Annotated in this window: 18 protein-coding genes; 6 read left to right on the forward strand and 12 right to left on the reverse strand. The window is 58.9% G+C overall.

From position 1 onward, the window contains the following. Positions 1-67 precede the first annotated feature (67 nt). The 3 genes from IFT66_RS19685 to IFT66_RS19695 form a co-directional block, all read right to left on the reverse strand. The gene (locus IFT66_RS19685) at positions 68-322 is read right to left on the reverse strand and encodes a hypothetical protein (protein ID WP_244631534.1); all 255 of its coding nucleotides are present in this window, start codon (positions 320-322) and stop codon (positions 68-70) included. A 605-nt stretch (positions 323-927) separates the two neighbouring features. Next, positions 928-1,218: a hypothetical protein gene (locus IFT66_RS19690; RefSeq protein WP_342344800.1), complete on the reverse strand. Its 291-nt coding sequence runs from the start codon at positions 1,216-1,218 to the stop codon at positions 928-930. Continuing rightward, positions 1,215-3,509 (reverse strand): FdhF/YdeP family oxidoreductase, encoded by a 2,295-nt coding sequence (locus IFT66_RS19695; RefSeq protein ID WP_192078646.1) that lies wholly within the window; start codon positions 3,507-3,509, stop codon positions 1,215-1,217. The genes IFT66_RS19690 and IFT66_RS19695 overlap by 4 nt, the downstream gene beginning before the upstream one ends. A 215-nt stretch (positions 3,510-3,724) precedes the next feature. On the opposite strand from IFT66_RS19695, the gene IFT66_RS19700 reads away from it, so the two are divergent. The 3 genes from IFT66_RS19700 to IFT66_RS19710 all read left to right on the forward strand — a co-directional run bounded on the left by IFT66_RS19700 (position 3,725) and on the right by IFT66_RS19710 (position 7,174). Further along, the gene (locus IFT66_RS19700) at positions 3,725-4,744 is read left to right on the forward strand and encodes an Ldh family oxidoreductase (RefSeq protein WP_192078647.1); all 1,020 of its coding nucleotides are present in this window, start codon (positions 3,725-3,727) and stop codon (positions 4,742-4,744) included. A 232-nt stretch (positions 4,745-4,976) separates the two neighbouring features. Further along, positions 4,977-6,281, forward strand: coding sequence for a UDP-glucose dehydrogenase family protein (locus IFT66_RS19705; RefSeq protein WP_062576530.1), 1,305 nt, complete (start codon positions 4,977-4,979; stop codon positions 6,279-6,281). A gap of 101 nt (positions 6,282-6,382) precedes the next feature. Continuing rightward, positions 6,383-7,174 (forward strand): metallophosphoesterase family protein, encoded by a 792-nt coding sequence (locus tag IFT66_RS19710; RefSeq protein WP_192078648.1) that lies wholly within the window; start codon positions 6,383-6,385, stop codon positions 7,172-7,174. A 144-nt stretch (positions 7,175-7,318) separates the two neighbouring features. Here the strand turns inward: IFT66_RS19710 and IFT66_RS19715 are convergent, their stop codons facing one another. Continuing rightward, positions 7,319-8,230 carry a PhnA-like protein gene (locus IFT66_RS19715; protein WP_174197472.1) on the reverse strand — a complete coding sequence of 304 codons (912 nt, stop codon included), beginning with the start codon at positions 8,228-8,230 and terminating at the stop codon, positions 7,319-7,321. Between the two features lie 216 nt (positions 8,231-8,446). Between IFT66_RS19715 and IFT66_RS19720 the strand changes: the two genes are divergently transcribed. Next, positions 8,447-9,373, forward strand: a complete 927-nt coding sequence (locus tag IFT66_RS19720; RefSeq protein WP_113110092.1) for a manganese catalase family protein — start codon at positions 8,447-8,449, stop codon at positions 9,371-9,373. Between the two features lie 49 nt (positions 9,374-9,422). Here IFT66_RS19720 and IFT66_RS19725 read toward each other — a convergent pair whose 3' ends face one another. After that, a complete protein-coding gene (locus IFT66_RS19725) occupies positions 9,423-10,469 on the reverse strand; it encodes a glycoside hydrolase family 130 protein (RefSeq protein ID WP_446737934.1) in 1,047 nt (348 codons plus the stop codon). A gap of 39 nt (positions 10,470-10,508) precedes the next feature. On the opposite strand from IFT66_RS19725, the gene IFT66_RS23960 reads away from it, so the two are divergent. Further along, a complete protein-coding gene (locus IFT66_RS23960) occupies positions 10,509-10,724 on the forward strand; it encodes a hypothetical protein (protein ID WP_446737935.1) in 216 nt (71 codons plus the stop codon). Positions 10,725-10,760: 36 nt separating this feature from the next. Here the strand turns inward: IFT66_RS23960 and IFT66_RS19730 are convergent, their stop codons facing one another. The 7 genes from IFT66_RS19730 to IFT66_RS19760 form a co-directional block, all read right to left on the reverse strand. Next, a complete protein-coding gene (locus tag IFT66_RS19730; RefSeq protein WP_192078649.1) occupies positions 10,761-13,049 on the reverse strand; it encodes a glycosyltransferase family 4 protein in 2,289 nt (762 codons plus the stop codon). Beyond that, positions 13,046-13,993, reverse strand: a complete 948-nt coding sequence (locus IFT66_RS19735) for a class I mannose-6-phosphate isomerase (RefSeq protein ID WP_192078650.1) — start codon at positions 13,991-13,993, stop codon at positions 13,046-13,048. The genes IFT66_RS19730 and IFT66_RS19735 overlap by 4 nt, the downstream gene beginning before the upstream one ends. A 437-nt stretch (positions 13,994-14,430) precedes the next feature. Continuing rightward, on the reverse strand, positions 14,431-14,940 hold the full coding sequence (gene recX / locus IFT66_RS19740) for a recombination regulator RecX (protein WP_062576544.1): 510 nt from the start codon (positions 14,938-14,940) through the stop codon (positions 14,431-14,433). A 142-nt stretch (positions 14,941-15,082) separates the two neighbouring features. Continuing rightward, entirely contained in the window at positions 15,083-16,111 is a 1,029-nt protein-coding gene (locus IFT66_RS19745) for an HWE histidine kinase domain-containing protein (RefSeq protein WP_249406513.1), read from the reverse strand. Positions 16,112-16,333: 222 nt separating this feature from the next. Beyond that, complete coding sequence (locus IFT66_RS19750; RefSeq protein WP_249406514.1) at positions 16,334-17,248, reverse strand: hypothetical protein; 915 nt, start codon at positions 17,246-17,248, stop codon at positions 16,334-16,336. 162 nt (positions 17,249-17,410) lie between these two features. Further along, positions 17,411-19,234, reverse strand: a complete 1,824-nt coding sequence (gene malQ, locus IFT66_RS19755; RefSeq protein ID WP_249406515.1) for a 4-alpha-glucanotransferase — start codon at positions 19,232-19,234, stop codon at positions 17,411-17,413. A gap of 175 nt (positions 19,235-19,409) precedes the next feature. Next, the gene (locus IFT66_RS19760) at positions 19,410-19,811 is read right to left on the reverse strand and encodes an NUDIX hydrolase (RefSeq protein ID WP_192078652.1); all 402 of its coding nucleotides are present in this window, start codon (positions 19,809-19,811) and stop codon (positions 19,410-19,412) included. A gap of 99 nt (positions 19,812-19,910) precedes the next feature. Between IFT66_RS19760 and IFT66_RS19765 the strand changes: the two genes are divergently transcribed. Next, entirely contained in the window at positions 19,911-20,642 is a 732-nt protein-coding gene (locus IFT66_RS19765; RefSeq protein ID WP_192078653.1) for an MOSC domain-containing protein, read from the forward strand. Positions 20,643-20,646 lie beyond the last annotated feature (4 nt).

Here is a 20,646-nt window from a genome sequence, read left to right on the forward strand (position 1 = left end):
TTTACCGGCTCAGAGGAACATTACGTCCATCATCACGCCAGGCTCCGACCGATGCAAGCGGCAAGCGTCATGAAATGAGATCAGCGAGCGCTTTGTGGCCGGCAAGCGCTGTTTCCAGTTCCGGAATCGTGTGATTGCCTTCCCGGAACAGGTTGATCATGACCGCAGCTGCGATACTGACGTCCGGATCGCTCCTCTCGAGATGATACTTCGCTCGCCAATTCTCGAGTACGATATCGAGGACTTCAAGTTCCGTGGGGCCGAAGGTCTTTTCCATAAATGCGGGCATGACAAACTCAAACTTCTCAGTGACGGCCATCATTTGGTCGATGCGATGCAAGCTTCAAGAGGCGGGTCATCACTTTCTTACAAATGAGATAAGTTCCAGGCCCGTGCGGAAAAACCTCTGCAACCGCAAGAAGTTAGTTGCAACGCACAATCCTCGCGGTCACGAGCAAAGCACCATCGACAGCGCCGACAGCCCTTTCACTCGTTGCTGCAATGCACAGATCTGACTGTCACGACTTTCAGGGACACAACCTCAGTCAAGATCGCAACTGAAACGAAGCAAGACGCAGAAAGTGCCATTGCGGCGACAACAAGCGTCGCAAGGTTGAGACAACTCGCCAGCTAGCACAGCACTTAGGGAAAGCATCATTAACGAGGTTGGCGAACGTCGGCGGATACAAGACGAACGAACCCACGCGCACGGCAGGAATGTCCCGCCATTGAGCGATGCGAGAGATGGAGGCGACGGACTTTGCCGTGTGGATACCAGTCACCGACGCACAGAAGCCCGGGCTCGATCACCCGGACTTCGATTGCAGCACCTTATAGGCAATGGGACCATGGTGAGACATGACGTCCTCATGCCCGCACCGAAGGTCAGCGTGGGAAGGAGGTTGCAACCGCCTCCACCAAAGCTTTTTATTCGACGGGAACAGCCGCCCCGTCGTCAGGCCTGCGGTAAAATGTCCTGAGCGTGCGTTCATCCTTGCTGGTGACCTGAAGCCAGGCACCCGGAATCTCCGTCAGTTCACGCAGAACGATCGAATGCTCGATGCCGAACAGCCGCGAAAAGCTGCGGCTGTCCTTGGCAACATCGAGATCGAGGGCAATGATCATCCCCGCCTGAATGCCGCTGAGGCGGGGATCCTGCTGTTGCAGCCTGGCAGTGAGCGCCATAAACCGGTCTGGATCCGGCGGGTTTCCCGTCACGCCGCCTCGCGACGGCGAACGGAGACCATCACCGATTTGGATGTGGGCGTATCGCTCTCTTCGCCCGCGCTTCCGATCGGTACGAGAACATTCAGTTCGGGATAATAGCCGGCGATGCTGCCCCGCGGAATGTCGTAGGGAACAAGGCGGAAATCAGATGCAACGCGGGCGATGCCGTCAGTGTACTCGCAGACGACGTCGACGCGTTCCCCAGCCTTTGCGGACAGCGCCTTCACGTCCTCGGGGTGCATGAAGATGACCTGTCTTTCGCCGTAAACGCCACGATAGCGATCGTCGAGACCGTAGACCGTCGTGTTGTACTGGTCATGCGAGCGGAACGTCTGCAGTGCAAAGTGATCGTGCCGCTTGAGGGCGGCCTGATTGACGGTCTCGGACGGCAGGGCGATATCGGAGAAGGATGCCTTGCCCGTCGGCGTGACCCACTCGCGATGGGCAGCCGTGTTGCGCAGGTGGAAGCCGCGCGGCTTGCGCAGACGCGCGTTGAAATCCTCAAAGCCCGGAATGGTCGCCTCGATATGCTTGCGGATCAGGTCGTAATCGTCGGCCAGAGCCGCCCAGTTGATCATGTTCGAGCCGACTGTGGACGCGGCCATGCCGGCAACGATCGCCACTTCCGAGAGAAGATGCGGCGAGGCAGGCCTGTTGATGCCGGCCGAGCCATGCACCATGCTCATCGAATCCTCGACGCTGACGAGCTGCGAATTGCCGGCAGAGTTAAGATCGATCTCGGTGCGGCCAAGGCAGGGCAGGATGAACGAGACATCGCCCGGCATCAGATGCGAATGGTTGGGCTTGGTCGCGACATGCACGGTGAGTTTAAGCTTGCGAAGCGCCTGCTCGACCAGTGCGCTATCGGGCGTGGCACGGGCAAAATTGCCGCCGAGCCCGATGAACGCCTGTGCGGAACCATCCAGCATAGCACCGATTGCAGCGATCACGTTATGACCGTTCGCACGTGGAACCGCGAAACCGAATTCTTTCTCAAGCGCGTCGAGGAAGGCAGCCGGCGGCTTCTCATTGATACCGACCGTCCGGTCGCCCTGAACATTGGAATGACCGCGCACAGGGCACAGTCCGGCTCCCGGCTTGCCGACATTGCCGCGCAGGAGCATGAAGTTCGAGATTTCGCGAATGGTCGCGACCGAGTGCAGATGCTGGGTGATACCCATGGCCCAGGTGCAGATGACGCGCTCTGCCTGCATGTAGACGTCTGCAGCGCGTTCGATCGCTTCGCGGGTCAGGCCAGACTGCGAGATGATCTCATCCCAGCTGGTAGCCTCGACCGCGGCCAGATAGGCGTCGAAGCCTTCGCAGTGTTCGGCGATAAACGCGTGATCGAGCACGGACGGACGGCCGGCTGCAACAGCTGCTGCTTCCGCGGCCAGAACCGCTTTCGACATCCCGCGCACGGCGGCCATGTCGCCGCCCAGTTGCGGCTGAAGATAGTCGCTGGCGATATCGGTCGCGCCGCCACGCAGCATCTGCAGCTTGTCCTGCGGATCCGAGAACCGCTCCAGACCGCGCTCCTTGACCGGGTTGAAGACGACGATCTGGGCACCGCGGACCGCCGCGCGCCGCAGGTCGCCCAGCATGCGCGGATGGTTGGTACCCGGGTTCTGGCCAATCACGAAGATCGCGTCGGCCTTCTCGAAATCCTCGAGCAGGACCGTTCCCTTGCCGACGCCGATCGACTGGCGAAGAGCCACGCCGCTCGCCTCATGGCACATGTTGGAACAGTCGGGGAAATTGTTGGTGCCGTAGGCGCGCACGAACAGCTGGTAGAGAAATGCCGCTTCGTTGCTGGCGCGGCCGGACGTGTAGAATTCAGCGCGGTCTGGGCTGTCGAATCCCTTGAGGATGTCGCCGATCTCGGCGAACGCGTCCTGCCATGTGACGGGGAGATAGCGATCGCTTGCCGCGTCGTAACGCATCGGATGAGTGAGACGACCGTTGAGCTCAAGCTCATAGTCGGACTGACGGCGCAGCTCGGAAACGGTGTGTGCCGCGAAAAATGCCGGTGTGGCGCGCTTTTCGGTCGCCTCCCACGAGACGGCCTTCACGCCGTTCTCGCAAAATTCGAACGAGGAGCCATGCTCCGGATCGCCCCAGGCGCAGCCGGGACAGTCGAAACCGTCAGGCTGATTGGCCTTCAGCATTGCCCTTGCACCGGACAGCGGAGAGCCGCTGTTCAGCAGCTGCTTGCCGCAGCTTTTCAATGCGCCCCAGCCGCCTGCGGCCGACGATTTTTTACCGATAAATCCTGTATCCATGCTGCATCTATTTGTCGCGGGGACGATTTGATCAAGCGGCAGAACAGCATGGCTTGATAGGAAATATCTATCGTCCTTCTAAGGGGCTCCGATTTATAGTGGTCCGTCGCGGAACTTCTCATCACCGGGATTGAAAGCGCGGCGTCTGCGGCTATTCTCGCGCCGAACTGAAGCGACATCTAGATACCGAGCGGAACGGCTACGCAGGAGAGAACATGACCGAAAGTGCCGCCATCCATATCGGCTTTGACGATCTGGTCGCTTTGCTGAAGACGATTTTCGTTCGCAACGGCGTATCTGAGCCAAATGCCCAGATCCTTGCCGAAAACTGTGCCGGCTGTGAGCGGGATGGCTCTTTGAGTCACGGGATTTTCCGCATGCCGGGATATGTATCCTCTCTGAAGAGCGGCTGGGTCGATGGCAAAGCCGTGCCGGAGGTGGAGGACGTCGCCCCGGCCTTTCTCCGCGTCGATGCCAAGGGCGGATTTACCCAGCCGGCGTTCTTCGCCGCGCGGTCCCACCTGATCGAAAAAGTCAAAGCCAACGGCGTTGCGGTCCTTGCTATCCGTCGCTCGCATCACTTCAGCGCGCTTTGGCCGGATGTCGAACCGTTTGCGGATGAGGGGCTTGTCGCCCTGAGCGTCGTCAACAGCATGGCCTGTGTTGTACCGCACGGTGGCCACAAGGCGGTGTTTGGCACCAACCCGATTGCCTTCGCCGCGCCGCGCGCGGGCTCTGCTCCATTCGTCTTCGACCAGGCGTCTTCAGCGATCGCTCACGGCGACGTGCAGATCGCGGCACGCGCCGGGCATGACCTGAAGCCCGGGATGGGTGTCGACCGCAACGGAGAACCGACAACCGACCCGAAGGCAATTCTTGACGGCGGTGCTCTGCTGCCATTCGGCGGGCATAAAGGCAATTCGATCGCGTTGATGATCGAAATCCTCAGTGCGGCCCTGACCGGCGGTTATTTTTCAGGTGAGTTCGACTGGAGTGGCCACAAGGGTGCGCAGACGCCATTCACTGGCCAGTTTTTTGTGGTTATCGATCCCGAGCGGGGCGGCAATCACGCCTTTGCCGACCGTGTTGCGCAGATCTGCGACCTTGTCCTCGATGCCGGTCAAGATCGTCTTCCCGGGGAGCGGAGACATAACACTCGAAAGGCTGCCCTCGCACATGGCATACCGCTCTCGCCCCAAAACCATGACATGCTGATGGCTCTCGCTACACCCTGATGTCTCGTATTTGCAGATGCAATTTCGCGAATATGAACTTCACCGCGCGGAAGAGAAAAAACTTGTCATCGGGGGTAACTATAACGCAGCAAACCCTTTGCCTTTTGCTTGCAAGAAAACATAAGGAGGCATGTAAGGAATGCTTGGAATCAATTTACATCGACAATCTTTAGCCTGACCTACTACATTTTAACTTGCGCAAATATAAGCGACCCAATTCTCAGGAGATTTCATGCGTATCGTAATGGTTGGATCGGGCTATGTCGGGCTTGTGTCCGGAGCGTGTTTTGCAGATTTCGGCCATGACGTGATCTGCGTCGACAAGGCCGCGGAAAAGATCGATGCCCTGAAGAATGGCGTCATCCCGATCTTCGAGCCCGGCCTTGATTCCTTGGTCGAAAGCAATGCCAGGTCCGGCCGTCTTTCCTTCACGACCGAGCTTGCGCCGGCTGTCAGCGAAGCCGACGTCATCTTCATCGCCGTTGGCACCCCCTCGCGTCGTGGCGATGGTCATGCCGACCTCGGTTACGTCTATGCTGCCGCAAAAGAGATCGCAGCTTCGATCAAGGGCTTTACCGTCGTCGTGACGAAGTCCACCGTGCCTGTCGGCACCGGCGACGAAGTCGAGCGGATCATCCGGGAAGCAAATCCGGATGCGGATGTCGCCGTTGTCTCCAACCCGGAATTCCTGCGCGAAGGGGCAGCGATCGATGACTTCAAACGTCCGGACCGCATCGTTGTCGGCCTCTCGGATGACCGTGCCAAGGCTGTGATGACCGAGGTCTACCGGCCGCTGTTCATAAACCAGTCGCCGCTGCTGTTTACATCACGCCGCACATCCGAACTGATCAAATATGCCGCCAATGGTTTTCTCGCTATGAAAATCACCTTCATCAACGAGATGGCGGACCTTTGCGAGAAGGTCGGAGCCGACGTTCAGGACGTTTCGCGCGGGATCGGCCTCGACGGTCGCATCGGATCGAAATTTCTGCACGCAGGTCCGGGCTATGGCGGATCCTGCTTTCCAAAGGACACGCTGGCGCTTGCCAAGACGGCACAGGACTTTGACGCACCCGTGCGTCTGATCGAGACCACGATTGCTGTCAACGACAGCCGCAAGCGTGCCATGGGCCGCAAGGTGATCGCCGCTGCCGGTGGCGATGTGCGCGGCAAGAAAGTCGCTCTGTTCGGCCTTACCTTCAAACCGAATACCGACGACATGCGCGACAGCCCGGCAATCGCCGTCGTTCAGGCACTGCAGGATGCCGGCGCGATCGTGTCCGGCTATGACCCCGAAGGCATGGCGAATGCCAGGCAGATGATGGACATCGAGTTCGCAGCGGGACCCTATGAAGCGGCTGAAGGTGCGGATGTCGCCGTGCTCGTGACCGAATGGAATGCGTTCCGAGCCCTCGACCTCGACCGCCTGAAGTCCATCATGAAAACGCCGGTTCTCGTCGACTTGCGCAATGTCTATCGCGCTCAGGAAGTTGAAGCACACGGCTTTGCCTATACGGGTGTGGGCAAGAGCATCTGAACCCGGGATCCGGCACATGGCGGTGTTGCCTTGAGCGGGACAAGCGAAAACCTTCAAAGCGACCGTAATCCCTGGCGGATTTCGAACGGGGATTACGGCGCATGCGAAAGATGATCCGCTGGTTGACCTTGCGCGCCTCACCGCAACTTGGCGAGCAGCGCAGGCGAAGGCTCGACCTTGGAAGCGAACCATTACCCTACCCGCTCTACGCGATCGGCGATGTTCACGGCTGTCTGGACCTGTTGAAAAGGGCTGAAGCCGTCATCGCGGATGACATGAGGCGATTGGGACGCCCCGGGCTCATTGTTCTTCTCGGCGATTACGTCGATCGTGGACCCGCATCGGCGCAGGTGCTCGAACATCTCTCGAGCCCCAGCGCTCTCGGTTTGAAACGCGTGACGCTTTGCGGCAACCACGACGATCTGTTCCTGCGCTTTCTGGAGCGTCCCGATGCGTATATGCACTGGCTGGAAATGGGCGGCGACAAGACGCTCGCATCCTACGGCGTGGATCTGCAGCATCTGAACCTCCGCCGCAAAGGTAGCGGTGCGTCTCTAACGCATGTCTTGCAGGAGGCGGTACCTGAAACGCACCGATCATTTCTTATGGACCTGCCTGTCAGCCTCAAGGCCGGCCAAGTCCTGTTCGTTCATGCGGGCGTGGCACCGGCCATACCGATCGAAGAGCAGCGCGATGAGGATATGATGTGGATCCGCGGGGCGTTCCTCAAGCAAGGGCCCGAACTTCCACATCTCATCGTCGTCCACGGGCATACGCCGCAGGAAGATCCTGATTATGGGATCGGTCGCATCGGGATCGATACCGGAGCAGTCTATTCCGGAAAACTGACAGTTCTGCGTATCGATGGTGAGGAGATCTCGATTCTGCAGTGAGGACCAAGCCTTCTGCACTCGTTACCAGCGAATGCGCTGGCGAGACCCATCTGCGCCACGACTTCGAGCAGACATTGTTCGCATGAAAAAACCCGCGCCATCGGCATCTACCGTTGGCGCGGGCTCGTTGTTTTGCTTGTCAGATCAGACCGTGCGGCGACCGACGGTCTCCGTTACGACCACGTTCTTCTTCGTACCGAAGCTGCCACCGACCCAGCCGGCGATTGCACCGAGTGCCAGGGCGATGAAGCCAAGGATTGCACCAGCAGATACGGCAGTTGCCGTGGCTTCTGCTGCTTCAAGTGCCTGCTGCTTTGCAGCTTCGACGTTCTCGCGGTACGTTGCCTCATACTGCTGAACCTGCTGGCGAGCCTGTTCGACCGGGATGTTCTGCGAGCGAGCGATTGCTTCAGCGGCACGGTTGCGGGCATCTTCTGCCTTTGCCTGGTCGCCGGTTACGGCTGCCTGAACAGCGGCAACTGCAGCGTTCTGGAGAGCCTGCGGATCGTTACCGGTTGTGCTGCGGATCTGCTGCTCGATACCGGCCATCGGGTTGGCGGAATTGGCAATTGCAGGCGCTGCGGTCGACGCAGCCGTTGCTGCCGTCTGGCCAACGCCACCGATGACGCTCGACAGGCCGCTGAATGCGCCGCCGACGAGTGCGCCGATCGAGGTTGTCAGCATATAGAGGACCACGAGCGTTGTAACAGCCCAGGTCGTCAGACCATGGTAACCGCCCGTCGAGTTGCTGGGGCGGCCGGACAGGCGGCTCGAGACGTAGCCGCCAACGAAGGCCGCAATGATCCCGGCGATGACAAACCAGATGCCGCCGGCGATGGAGAAGGTGCTGGCAGTCGGGTTGTCGGACGTGACCGGATCAAGAACCGCGGCACCAAGACCGACGCCGAGAAGATTGAGCAGGAACTGCACTGCAAGCGCGATGACGACGCCTGCAAAGATTGCTCCCCAGGATACTTTGTTCAGTGCCGACGTCGCATTGACTGAGACGCCATGAGCGGTTTCGTGCGGTAGATGGGTTGTGACTGGTGTTACCATGATGGTGATCCTTAAAGCGCCTCACAGACGCGTGAGTGCGCCGTTAACAGTTTCGCCTCATTCAAGTTCCGTCAAAATCGTCGGCCAACACGAAATATTGGAACAAAAGCAACATAATCACCTTCGACGGTTAATTCTGAGCATGAGTAATATTTCCGGGGAACAAGCATCTTGCCCGGTGGTTGGGACGAGACCTACAACCAAAGGAATACCTCAATGTTCATGCGAGTTGATCAGCTGCAGGCAAATCTGCCGGCACCGAAACGTGCTGACCCCAATGCTGCCGCAGCACTCCAGGAATTGCTTGGCGGGAAATATGGAGAAATGTCGACGCTTGGAAACTACATGTTTCAGAGCTTCAACTTTCGGTCAAAGGAGAAACTGAAGCCGTTCTACAGCCTTGTTGCCAGTATCACTGCAGAAGAACTTGGCCATGTCGAGCTTGTCAGCAATGGCGTTGGAATGCTCAACAACGGCCCGGACATTCCAGGCGGCGACGAAGGCGACGGCGGCGATATTTCGGGTGCACCCTTCGAGGATATGAAGGATATGCGGTTGGCCGCGGCTTTTCTGTCCGGTGGCGGTGGAGCGGCTCCGATCAACAGCAACGGCGTATCGTGGAATAACGATTTCATCACCAGCACGGGCAATGTCGTCGTCGATCTCTTGCACAATTTCCATCTGGAATGCGGTGCTCGACTGCACAAGCTGCGCGTGTACGAAACGCTGACGGACCCGACAGGTCGCGAAGTCTGCGGCTATCTTCTCGTGCGCGGTTCGGTTCACGCCCATGCCTACGCGTTGGCGCTGAAGAAAATCACCGGCGTTGAAATCGAAAAGTTCCTGCCGACGCCGAACATTCCGCTTTCCAAGATCCCGGAATGCCAGAAATACCTGGATGAGGGTTCGCATCGCCGGCTCTACACGTTCAGCCCGAACGACTACAAGGAAATGGCGGGCATCTGGGGGAATGGCGAAGTCGCTCTTCCGAACGATCCTCCGGGCGAACTCGAAGTGATCGATGGCATGCCCGACGGTGGCAAGATCCATCAGTTGACCGGCGTTCCCTCGGCATTCACGCCGGATTACGCGCCGGAAGAAATGTTCGAGATCGCAGAAAAGCTTTACAAGAAGTCGCGTTAATTCAGTCGGCGGCGGGGACTTTGGTCCCCGCCGTTTTTCATTGGACGTGTCACCCGTCCAGGGTCTGCAGCAGCTCCGAAATCCTGATCGTCGAGAAGTTGGAAACCGTATCGCAGACTGCGTATGGCAATATGATCAGGTCGCCGTGCCGCATTCCACCGCATGTGTAGACGACGTTCGGGACGTACCCCTCACGTTCCGACTTTTCCGGACGAACGAGCGGATCGCGTGACCGGGCGAGAACCTTCGAGGGATCCTTCTTGTCGAGAAGTGCGGCCCCGATCGCATACCGACGGACCGGGCCCACACCGTGTGTGAGAAGCAACCATCCTTCGTCGAGCTCGATTGGGGATCCGCAATTTCCCATCTGTACGAACTCCCAGGGAAATTTCGGACGCAGGATCGCTTGGCCGCCGTTCCATTCGTGCAGGTCGTCGGAGTAGATCAGGTAGAGATTTTCGTTGTCCTGCCGACCGATCATCGCGTAGCGACCATCAATCTTCCGCGGAAACAGCGCCATCCCTTTGTTCATCGCCGCGGTGCCGGTCAACGGCGTCATCTTGAACGAGATGAAGTCGCTGGTCTGGAGCAATTCCGACCGGATGGCCTTGCCGCTGTAAGCGGTATAGGTCGCATAGAACGTCTTTTCCTCATTCTCCTCCGTCTCGAATTCGACGAAGCGTGCATCTTCGATGCCGTTCGACTGAGCTGGTGTCACCGGAAAGATGACGCGTTCGCTGATATGCTGGTCGGCGCTGAAACTGAGTTCGACGCTCTCATCCGGTGAGCCTGACAGTGGCGTTTGGATCGTTGGGGTGGATGCAAGCCGTGCAGTCGGTTCTATCTCCACGCCGCCATCGGGCGCGATCAGTCCCGTGCGGAACGTCAACGAGGAGACATGCCCCTCGCCGACGGCTCGCAGGCTCAAGACAAACCGGCGGCTACCCTCCGGCACGCCCGATTGATCCGGATGAGCGACGATACTGGGGTTGAACAGTGCCGAGGCTTCAAACGAATATTCGTTGAGGAAGTAGGCCCCGATCAGCTGTCGCTGCGTCGGGCTGAAAACCGTGTGCGGCGCAAAGGCTTGTTCCATCTCCTTCGCGCGTGCTTCGAACGTCGCCAGGAGGTTACGGTGGCGGCCCTCAAAATTCTCGAGCACGTCCGCAAGAAGAAGATCGGCGGCCTGCGGTTCCAGCGCCAGCACCCGATCGACAATAAGGTTCGCCCGGGTTTTATCCGTCGGATTCAGATCCCGGGGTTCGGTAGCGGGCTTGAACGGACGCACGACCACGCGGGAGGAATCGGGTCGCAGGAAGAGCGATTGGCGGTTGACAACAACGGCTTTTGACAAAGCGATCTCATTTCATTTGAACGGAATTCGGGATCAGGCACTCAGGGCGTGCAATTGGGAGGAGGTTGCCGATTGACTGCCGCTCCGCACGATCCTGCGGTATTCGACGAGGCCTAAGAGGTAAGCGAGCACGGACTCGGCCCCCCTGTTCTCGTTGGGGCGTGCGCGATGCAGCCCATCGCGACAACTTCCGGTGTCGATGTCCACGAGCGGGAGGGTAAGGTCATTGGCACCCGTAAACCAGTCCAACGCCATCCGTGCATTGCTTTGCCATTCAGGGCGTTTCTCGGCATGCCAGGCCGTCAGGCAGGCAGAGATGGTTGCGGCCGCCTCGACCGGCTGCTGGTCGAAATGCTGTGGCGGCAAGTCGACATCACCAAAACCATCCGAACCGACCGGGCGGAAATGCCCTGTCCGTGCAGTCTGCATCGTCATCAGCCAGCGCAGGCTCTGCAGGCCAGCGGAGATATGGGTTGGCTTCTCAGCGGCCAGACCCGCAAGGATCAGAGCTTGAGGCAGACGGGCGTTGTCATAGGACAACCCCTCTTCAAACCACGGCCGATCCGGTGTGGCCACATGCGAAAAAAGCGCCATCAGCCGATCTGCAAAAGTGGACCGAATCCGTCGGGCATTGATGTCGTGGCGCCGGGCCGCGCAATATCCGTCCAATCCCAGCAACGTGAATGCCCAGGCGCGAGGAGAGGTGAAATCGACTGCTGTCGGCAAGGCTTCGGCAAACAGATCGGCAGCCCAGTTGCGTCTCGCCGAACTGGTGTCGTTGAGCGCGCACTGTCCAAGCGCCCACAGCGTGCGGCCATGGCTGTCTTCCGAGCCCTTGTCTTCCAGCCATCGCCGGTCAAAACCCATGAAATTGCGAAAGTGCTTTTGATCCGGGTTCCACGCATGCTGGACAAAGGACGCAAACCGCGTGGTCAGGATATCGGGCAACTGGGTTTCGCCGGAGGCCATGAGAGTGACTGAAAGCAGCAGCGCCCTGGCATTGTCGTCGACGCAGTAACCATGCGACCGGTCCGGGACAGAATGGACGGCATGCTGGAATAGTCCGGTGTCGTCACACATCGACAAGAGGTACGCGAACTGGAGCTCGGGCACACCGGGCGAGCCGAGGGCCGACGGCTTGCGGCCAACGGGCGGGACAGCACCGGGCCGGATTTTTGGCTGTATGACCGCCTCGAACAGCGAGAGGTATCGCTGGCCCGTGCGCTGCCAGGTCATCGAGCGACTGGCGGCATAGGCCCGACGGCGTATCGCGTTGCGACTGTCATCGTCGGTCAGCAATGCTGCGATTTCCTGACCGATCGCCTCGGAATCGCCGAACGGTACGAGAACGCCGGAGCCATCCGCAAGGAGCTCGCTCGCGTGCCAGTACGGGGTCGATACAACGGCTTTGCCGAGCCCGAAACTGTAAGCAAGCGTGCCTGAGGTCATCTGGGCTTCGTTGAGATAAGGCGTCGCGTAGACGTCGCACATCGAAATGAAGTCGAGGAGGGTCGGCAGGTCGACGAAACGGTCGAGGAAGACCACATGGTCTTCGATGCCGAGATCCTTTGCACGCGCTACGAGCGACTGTCGATACGTCTCGCCCTCGGTCCGCACAAGATTCGGGTGGGTCGCGCCAAGCACGACGTAGACTGCGTCCGGCCTGCTCTGCAGGATCACCGGCATCGCGTCGATCATGACCTCGATGCCCTTGTTGGGTGACAACAGGCCGAACGTCAGGATAACGGATCGACCCTCAAAGCCGAGTTTGGTCTTCGCCTCGTCCGGCTCGCTGAAGGCGATTTCCGGGATTCCGTGCGGGACGAACTCGATTTTCTCCGCCGGCACATCATAGACTTCCTGCAGCAGCTCGCGCCCCCGCGCGGCCATCACCACCACCTTCGACGAGATATCGACGATATTGTTGAAGACCCGGCGCTGAGATGGTGTCGGTTCGGCAAGAACCGTATGCAACGTCGTTACGACAGGCATCGTCAGCCGTGACAGCAGCGCCAGGATATGACTTCCGTCATTGCCTCCGAAGATGCCGAACTCGTGCTGGAGGCAGACGATATCGAATTTCTCAGCGTTCAGGTATTTCGCGGCTGCGACATATTCCGCGAGGTCGTCGTCCGCGATCTGCAGATGGACGCTGTGCGGATAGTCATACACCTGGCCATGATCCGTCATGGCAACAATCGCCGTTTCGACGTTTGCTGACGTTTTCGATACCGCTTGCTCAAGATCCGTCGTGAAGGTCGCGATACCGCAGCGGCGCGGCAGCGAGTTGCCGACGAAAGCGATTTTCCTGGTCTGGGTCATGACAGCGTCTCCGTTGAAGGGAACGCTGGAACGTCCGCTAAGGGTTGAACAATGGTCGTCTTCCTGAGATCCGGCATGTCCCGGAGCGGACCGACGTACTGCAGCAGGTTTTCCCGGGCGTCTTTGCCGGCATAGGCGAGCAAAGCTGTGATCGGAGCAGCACCGGCTTGTATAGATGCGTCTTCCGCTTCCAGGAAAACGGCATCACCAAGCTTCAGCTGCATCGATCCTATCGACGCTTCGCCCGCAAGGAGAAGCAGCCAGCATTCGCTTTCGGCCTTGAGTTGCCACAGCGTGTTTGCAGCAAGTGTCACCCGCTCGAGCACTAAGAAGTCGCAGGAGACGAGTAGCGTTCTCTCTTTCGTCAGATGACGCATCGGTTCCTGGCGCGGTGCCGGTCCCAGCTGCGCCACTGAAACTGCCTGTTCGATATGGAGTTCACGCGCGCTTCCATGGTCGAAGAGACGGTATGTCGTGTCACTCGCCTGCTGGATTTCGGCAATGACGAGCCCCGCACCGATCGCGTGGATGGTTCCGGCAGGGACGAAGAACGCATCGCCCGCATAGGCTTTTTGCCAGTTGAGCAGGCTACCGATCGAACCGTCGGAAATGGCGTCGCGCAACTCCTCCGTGGACACGGGCGTTTTCAACCCGATCCCCACTTCGGCGCCGTCGTCAGCAGAAAGGACGTACCAGGCTTCCGTCTTGCCGTTCCTCATGCCGACTCCCTGCGCGGCCGCGTCATCCGGATGAACCTGGATCGACAGCGCCTGAGACGTGAACAGCAACTTGAGCAGCAGTGCAGAAGCGTCACGGTCTGGACCGTTGCGCGCGTAGCGCAGCTCGCCAATGACAGTCGTGCCGTCCGACTGGCTCCACGGCTTCAGTTCACGACGGCCCCACGGCTTTGCTGCGGGCTGCACGCCTAGATGTTCTACCGTCATGATACCTCGTGGGTATGCCGCTAAGATCAGTTCGATCTGAGGTCGGTAGCTGCGCCAGCAAATCAGGGTGGAACGGTCGCTATCGCAACGATGTCAGGTTTTGAAACGCGCCCTGGGATATCGGAACCCGCCGGGCCATTCGCGCCGGCAGCCTGTCAGGCTTTGCGCAGGCATACCTGATATAGGGTTATGTCCTGCGGATTTCAATTTTTAAATAAAATCAGCCACCAACCGCAAAAAATAAGATTTTTCACGCATCAGAGATTTTATAAATTATAAGTATATTGGTAATTTACTTATCTTGTACTGATGAGATACGCTTTAAAAGCGCGAAAAATGCAAAAGTGTAATATCAACACGCATTTCCACGACTTAGGAATACGCTGCAACATCTAGCCAGCATCGCCCCAATGACCGGAGAGCTGTTCGGCGCTCCTTCACACCACGTCTTCGCTCAGGACTACCTCGGCATCGTCGCGATGCATCTCGAAAACCTGCCTCCCGATTTCCGAGCTGAAGCCTGCGCGTGCAAACGATGCGAGCTCCTTGGCCTTGCGTTTCTGATCGAGCTCCACTCTCCTGAACGGGCCAAATGCCCGCTTTCGCGCGAGCACGACCGCGGCACGCAGATCGTTCACGTCAGCGACTGCCTCGGAGGCGGTTTCCCGGTCTATTCCCTTGATCACGAGCCGCTGCGAAATCGCGCGTTTCGACCGGCCGCTTCGTTGCGCAGAACGGGTCGCGACTTCTGCGTAAGCCTGATCATCGAGAGCGCTGTTGTCATATCCGAACTTCACGGCAAACGCCGCAAGCGCCTCGACCTGCGCATCGCCGATGTCTTCGAACTTTTCCCGCGCCTTGCGCGTGATCGCTTGCCGGAGCTGCTTTTCCGTGTGCATCCTTTTGGACAGACGATAGATAGCGGAGTTCCGCGCCCATGACAGCATACGCGTCGTCGGGATATCCGATACGGGTTTTTCAGCAAGCTCGTTGCTGCTATCGTCTGGTAAAGGCTCCAAAATCAAGTCCTTGTTCCAGTTGTATCACGCGATAACTGACAATCAGAGAACCTTGTTGTATCAACCGCGGTCAGGTTTTTTCGAACTGGATCCTGGACAAGGGCATCGCAGTTGTCACGACGACACCGTCCGGCTCGTAATCGGTCGTGGCGGTTCCGTAAGAGTTCAGACTGGACGCGATGAGCCGAGAGCCAAATCCCTTTCTGGTCGGGATAGCGACGGGTGGCCCGCCGACTTCCCGCCAAGACGAGATTAGAAAATCCTCTCCCTCCCGGGCTTCGATTGTCCATGCAATCTCGATGTGGCCATTGCTCTCGGAGAGTGCGCCGTACTTGGAGGCATTCGTGAAAAGCTCGTGCAGCACCAGCGAGAACGACAGGGCAGCCTGGGGATCAAGCTCGATCTCCGGTCCCTCGATCCGGACGCGGTCGGAACCCTCAAGACCAATGTTGATCGTTGCGGCGTTCACGATCTGGCCAAGCGTTGCGCTCACCCAGTTCTTCTGAAGCAAAATATCGTGTGCCGAGGCATAGGCCGACATGCGCGACTGGAGCTTCTCGCCGGCATCTTCGAGCGAGGCCGCATTGCGGATCGACTGCGTTGCAATCGACTGCACCACCGAGATGGTGTTTTTCATCCGGTGACCGAGCTCGAGCATGAGCAGGCGTTGCTGGTCGGCCTGTTGTCTTTCCTGCGTTCTGTCGCGAAGGATTTTGATGAAGCCTATGACGGTATCGTCATCGGATCGCAACGCCATCATCTCGCCGGACGCCCAGAAGGTTGAACCGTCCTCGCGCAGATGCCATCGCTCGTCGCTACCACGCCCCTGGCTCAGGGCGGCAGTCATCTCCCGTTGCGGAATGCCCTGCTCGCGATCCTCAAGCGTGAAAAAAGCTGTGGCCGGCCTGCCCACCATCTCGTCTGCATCCCAGCCGAGAACACGCCGAGCACCCTCGTTCCAACTGGTCACGAGACCATCGAGATCCATCGAAATGATCGCGTAATCGATCGCGCTCTGGACGATGGCTTCGAGATACCGCTCTCTTGAGGAAATCTTGTCTGTGGGTATCTCGATCTTCATCAACTGGTCTTTCGCCATATCGGTCCCAACGTGGTGGCACGAACCAGCTCAACTGGGGAATTTTAGCACTATCTGCAATCCCTATTCAAAGAGGATCGTGGAAATCGTGTGGCACAAGATCGGCCTCCCGTCGAGCCGCCATAGGCGACCCGATCTCGAAGCTGGCGGCGAGACGACGGTTCACATCGTCGGCGTCTCCCGCCCGAGCCATACAGCGGAGGAAAGCACCGACAGCCAGTCTTACAATTCGCCCTTATGAAGAAGGGTGCGAACATCGTCGGAGACCTGGTTGGCGGCTCCCAGCGTCTCGATCAGCTGCGCCTGTCGGCTTCCTCTCAATCCCGCGGTCGTCAGCAGCTTGTCGCGGACAAAGGTATAGATGCCGCTCACTGCGAAGGCAGTCGCATGGCTGATCTGCGCTTTCTGGTCGGAGAGCGTGCTCTGGAACAGATCGCCGCCGTAGAACTGCCGACGAGCAAGCGGGCTGGCGAATGCGAGCTCCAACACCGCAATGTGCCGGCGCTCGTCTGGAACAGTATGATCGACGCCGGGAGCAGGCGGTGCGGGTTTTGCATTGTCGTAGACATCGGGCAGGTGCAGACGCACTTTCATAGCGGCAGGGTCTGAGGAAATCTTCTCGGCAAGGTTCGTCATGAACGTTGCAAAGGCGAACGCATCGCCTGTCCTGGAGCCGAGATGGACGTGGATGCGATCAAGTCCGTCGTCTCCGTTGGGAACCGGGTCGGCGCTGCGATCGATGAGTGTGGTTGAGCCCTTGGGAAGGGCATAGGCAACGGTTGCTGCAAACATGTTCTGCTCGTCCGCAAACAGGATCGAGCAGGCGTCATTGAATTCCTCCTGGTCGGCCGCCGTCTCGAAGCCGATCTCGACGCCGCCGTCCAGGACATAGTTTTCAAATGGCGAAACCCCGTCGATTTCAGGCCAGAGATGCGCGTCCTGTTCGCGGTTGAAGTGGTTTTGTACATACCATCCAAGCCCGGGGATCCGGGAACAGAGCGGGCCATGCACATCGCGCCAATAATTGGCGAACGTTTCGTGCGGCACTTTTGGACGACGAAGGACGGTCGTGTAGGTGTTGATCGCTACGGCGGCATCGCGCGCCGCAAAATTCGTGTCGTTCGATGAAATGGACAAATGAAACTCCGATTCGTTGCACGGGGAGAACATGCAGCGGTTTCGGTTGTTCCTTTTGCCCCAACATTAGAGCCGGCAGACGAGCGGACGCAGGATCATCGCATCGGAAGCGCACCGGTCACCGAGTGACGGCGCGCCTCTATTGCTCCCAAGACCTAGCTTTTATTTTCGCCGCGCGGCCGCGACCTCACCCAGGATGTCATGCAGTTCCGGAAGTGCGTCGAGCTCTTCCAGCATGACGGACAGTTTCGGTTTCCAGTTCGGATAACTGTCGCTCGTGCCAGGGACGTTGGTGGGCTGCTTTTCGTCCGTGAGATCGGCGAGCCGTACAGCCATCAGGAGGGATGGGGTTCTGGCAACGAAGGCATGGGCAGTCGCCGCCAGATTTCTACGACTGGAGTGATCGACCGCTTCCGACCCCATAAGATCGGCCGCCCGGAATGCGGAAAGCACGTCGCGCCTTTCGCTCTTTCTCTCGCTCTTCTGCTGACGGGCAGCGTCTTCGGGCACGAGATCGTTCTTTTCCCGCATCATGACGTCAGCTGCCCGCCACCAGCCGGAAAACGTCTGGTGGTCATGGGTTGATACACATGCCAAGGCCAGCGCCGGATACTGGTCGGGCGGATGGAAGCCCTGCTTTCCCTGCTCGTAGGAGAGAATTCTGTAGGAGAGAATGTTGGCTGCCTCCAATTCTCCCTGCAGCCCTTGCGGCAGATTGCCGAGATCTTCTCCGATGACGAGGCAGCCATATGTGTTGGAGAGGTCCGCAAGCGTGTTGATCAACGCTTGTTGGGGGTAGCCGACATAGGCACCCTCTTCGGGGCTTTCTCCCGATGGCACAAGGAAAAGGCGCCGCAGAGCTGCTGCATGATCGATGCGAACCGCGCCCGCGTAGCGCATGACACCTTCCATCGTGGTCTCAAATGGGGACGGATTTCCCGAAGCGATCGCCGAAGGGTGAAACGCTGCAAGCTGCCAGTCCTGACCGTAAACCGCCATGGGATCTGGCGGACTGCCGATGCTGGCACCTTCGACATAGGCATGACGGCTGCTCCAGGTGGCCGATCCGTCCAGTGCCTCGCCGACGGCGACGTCGAGATAGAGGCCGACGCGCATGCCTGCAGCCTTTGCACGAGCTGAAGCCTCGGTGAGCTGCCCATGTGCCAGGTACTGGAGCCACAGGTGGAAATCGACGCGATCGCCGTGCGTTTCCGCAAACAGCTTTACCGTCTCCGACTGCGGATCCTGATATTCTTGCGGCCACGCCTTCCAACCGACGCTGCCCCCAGATGCGACAAGGGTCTCCGAGATCGCCTCGAACAGGGCGTGCAGCCTCAGTTCAGCGTCGCCTTCCCTGCAGAAATCCTGAAACGCGGGGTCCTCTCGGCGTTTTTCTGTCGTCCAGATTCTGTAGAGCACCTCGCGCTTGATCCGCGCGACATTCCCGTAGTCGACCAGTTCCGTTCGTTGCAACCGGGCAATATCTTCCTCCAGCTCAGGCGAGCTTGCGAAGCCGTCGATCCGATCGACAGCAATGTAGAGGGGATTGAGAAAACGCCGGTTGGAGGGTTCGTAAGGACTGCACCGTTCGGCAGCGGCCATGAACGGCGCATGGAGCGGATTGAGACCGACGAAGTCGGCACCCCAGCCTGCGGCGAGATCGATGAAAGTGGACAGGTCGTCAAAATCGCCGATCCCCCAGTTTCGGCGCGATCTCAGTTCGTAAAGCTGCAGCGCCACGCCCCAGACCCGCTCGCCCTGCAGATCAGGAAGAAAGCACTGGGGTTGACCGGAAGCTTCGACCGAGGTGGCCTGGTCCTGGTCGTTGTTTTGCGGGTACCGCTCCAGCGACGCGAGGATTTTCGCCCGGCCGGCTGTCGAAACGGGCACGTCATTGCCCTGGGGTGAGGGTCTTTTGTTTTCGATATCGTAGGCCTCGGAGCTCTGGCCCCGATCGAGCATGGCGTCGTCAATATTCTGCTTCATTAGCCCACCTCGTCAATATTATACGGTCGGCAGGCAAAGCATGCAGCTTTCCTCCAACGTCGATTTCTGAGCCCAAAACCGTCTGCGGGTTGAGGAAGTTCCCCGGCGCAATGCCCGGACTAGGAAAGAGTTTCTGCTCTGCGAGGTACATCACGCTGCAGCGGACGAAATTGCGCTACGAGTCCACCAGCATTTGCAGGATGACAGAGCGATACTCCGGCATGGCCAGTTCCATTGCCTCGAGGTCTTCCCGGCCAAACCAGCCCAATTCGGAATGCTCGGTGCCGAGCAGGGAAGCCTGTCCACCTTTCCAGAGCGGTACCGCATAGGTGTGGAAGGGCGATTTCTGCTTTTCGTCACGGCTCTCGTACAATGTAGCGACCTTGTTGAAGGCAAGTGGCGTGAGCCCCACCTCTTCCTCGCATTCCCGCACCAGAGCCTCGTCCAGGCCCTCGCCTTTTTCGACATGACCGCCGACCAGATCCCACAAATTTGCCGACCACTTTCGGTGCGATGCGCGCCGGACAAGCAGGATCTTTCCATTTTCGACAAAACCTGCGCATACGATCTTCGCCATTGTTTCTCCTCTGTCCTGTCGAAGCGTTCGCAGGCATTGAGGGAACCACCTGTGGCAAATTCAGTTCCCTGCCCTTGAGACGCATTGACGAGGGAATGAATGGCACCGCCGCAATTTGGAACTATCGAAGAGATCTGGCGCTACCCGGTAAGCTCGCTTGGCGGCGAGCGTTTGACCTCCGTCGAGCTGGGAACGGACGGAATCGAGGGCGATCGTTCATGGTGCGTTGCTGATGCGCAGTCCGGCCATCCGGCGGCGCCCGAGAAAGAATCTCGCTGGAAACCGGCACTTTTCCTCCACTCGAGGTCAGGTCGAGACCGGCCTGAAATCGGATTTCCGGATGGGGAGTGGCTGCGTGTCGGAGAGGGAGATACCGATGCGAAGCTGACCCTCTATTTCGGCTTCGAGGTCGCAACGCGTCCCTATTTCGCGACCGGCGATGCACAGACGGCCGTCAACCGTTATGAAGTGAGCCCGGTCCATCTCGTGACGACCAACTCCCTTCGACACTTGTCCACGATCGTCGGAACCGACGATATCGACAGCCGCCGGTTTCGCCCCAACGTCGTGCTGCGAACGCCTGCGGCCGAGGGCTTTGAGGAGAAGTCATGGCTTGGAAGCCGGATGCAGATGGGAGAAGCGACCATCCACATCTGCGAAGAAGCCAAGCGGTGCGGAATGACGCTGATCGCGCAACCCGGGCTTCCCGAAAACCCCGACGTGCTTCGCTCGCTGTTGCGACAAAACAAGCGAAACTTCGGCATCTACGGCGATGTCGAGATACCCGGGAAGCTGACATTGGGTGACCCGGTCGAGATCGTGACGGGCTGACGCC

The sequence above is a fragment of the Rhizobium sp. CFBP 13726 genome (genome assembly GCF_014841925.1).
In the GTDB taxonomy this organism is placed as follows: domain Bacteria; phylum Pseudomonadota; class Alphaproteobacteria; order Rhizobiales; family Rhizobiaceae; genus Neorhizobium; species Neorhizobium soli.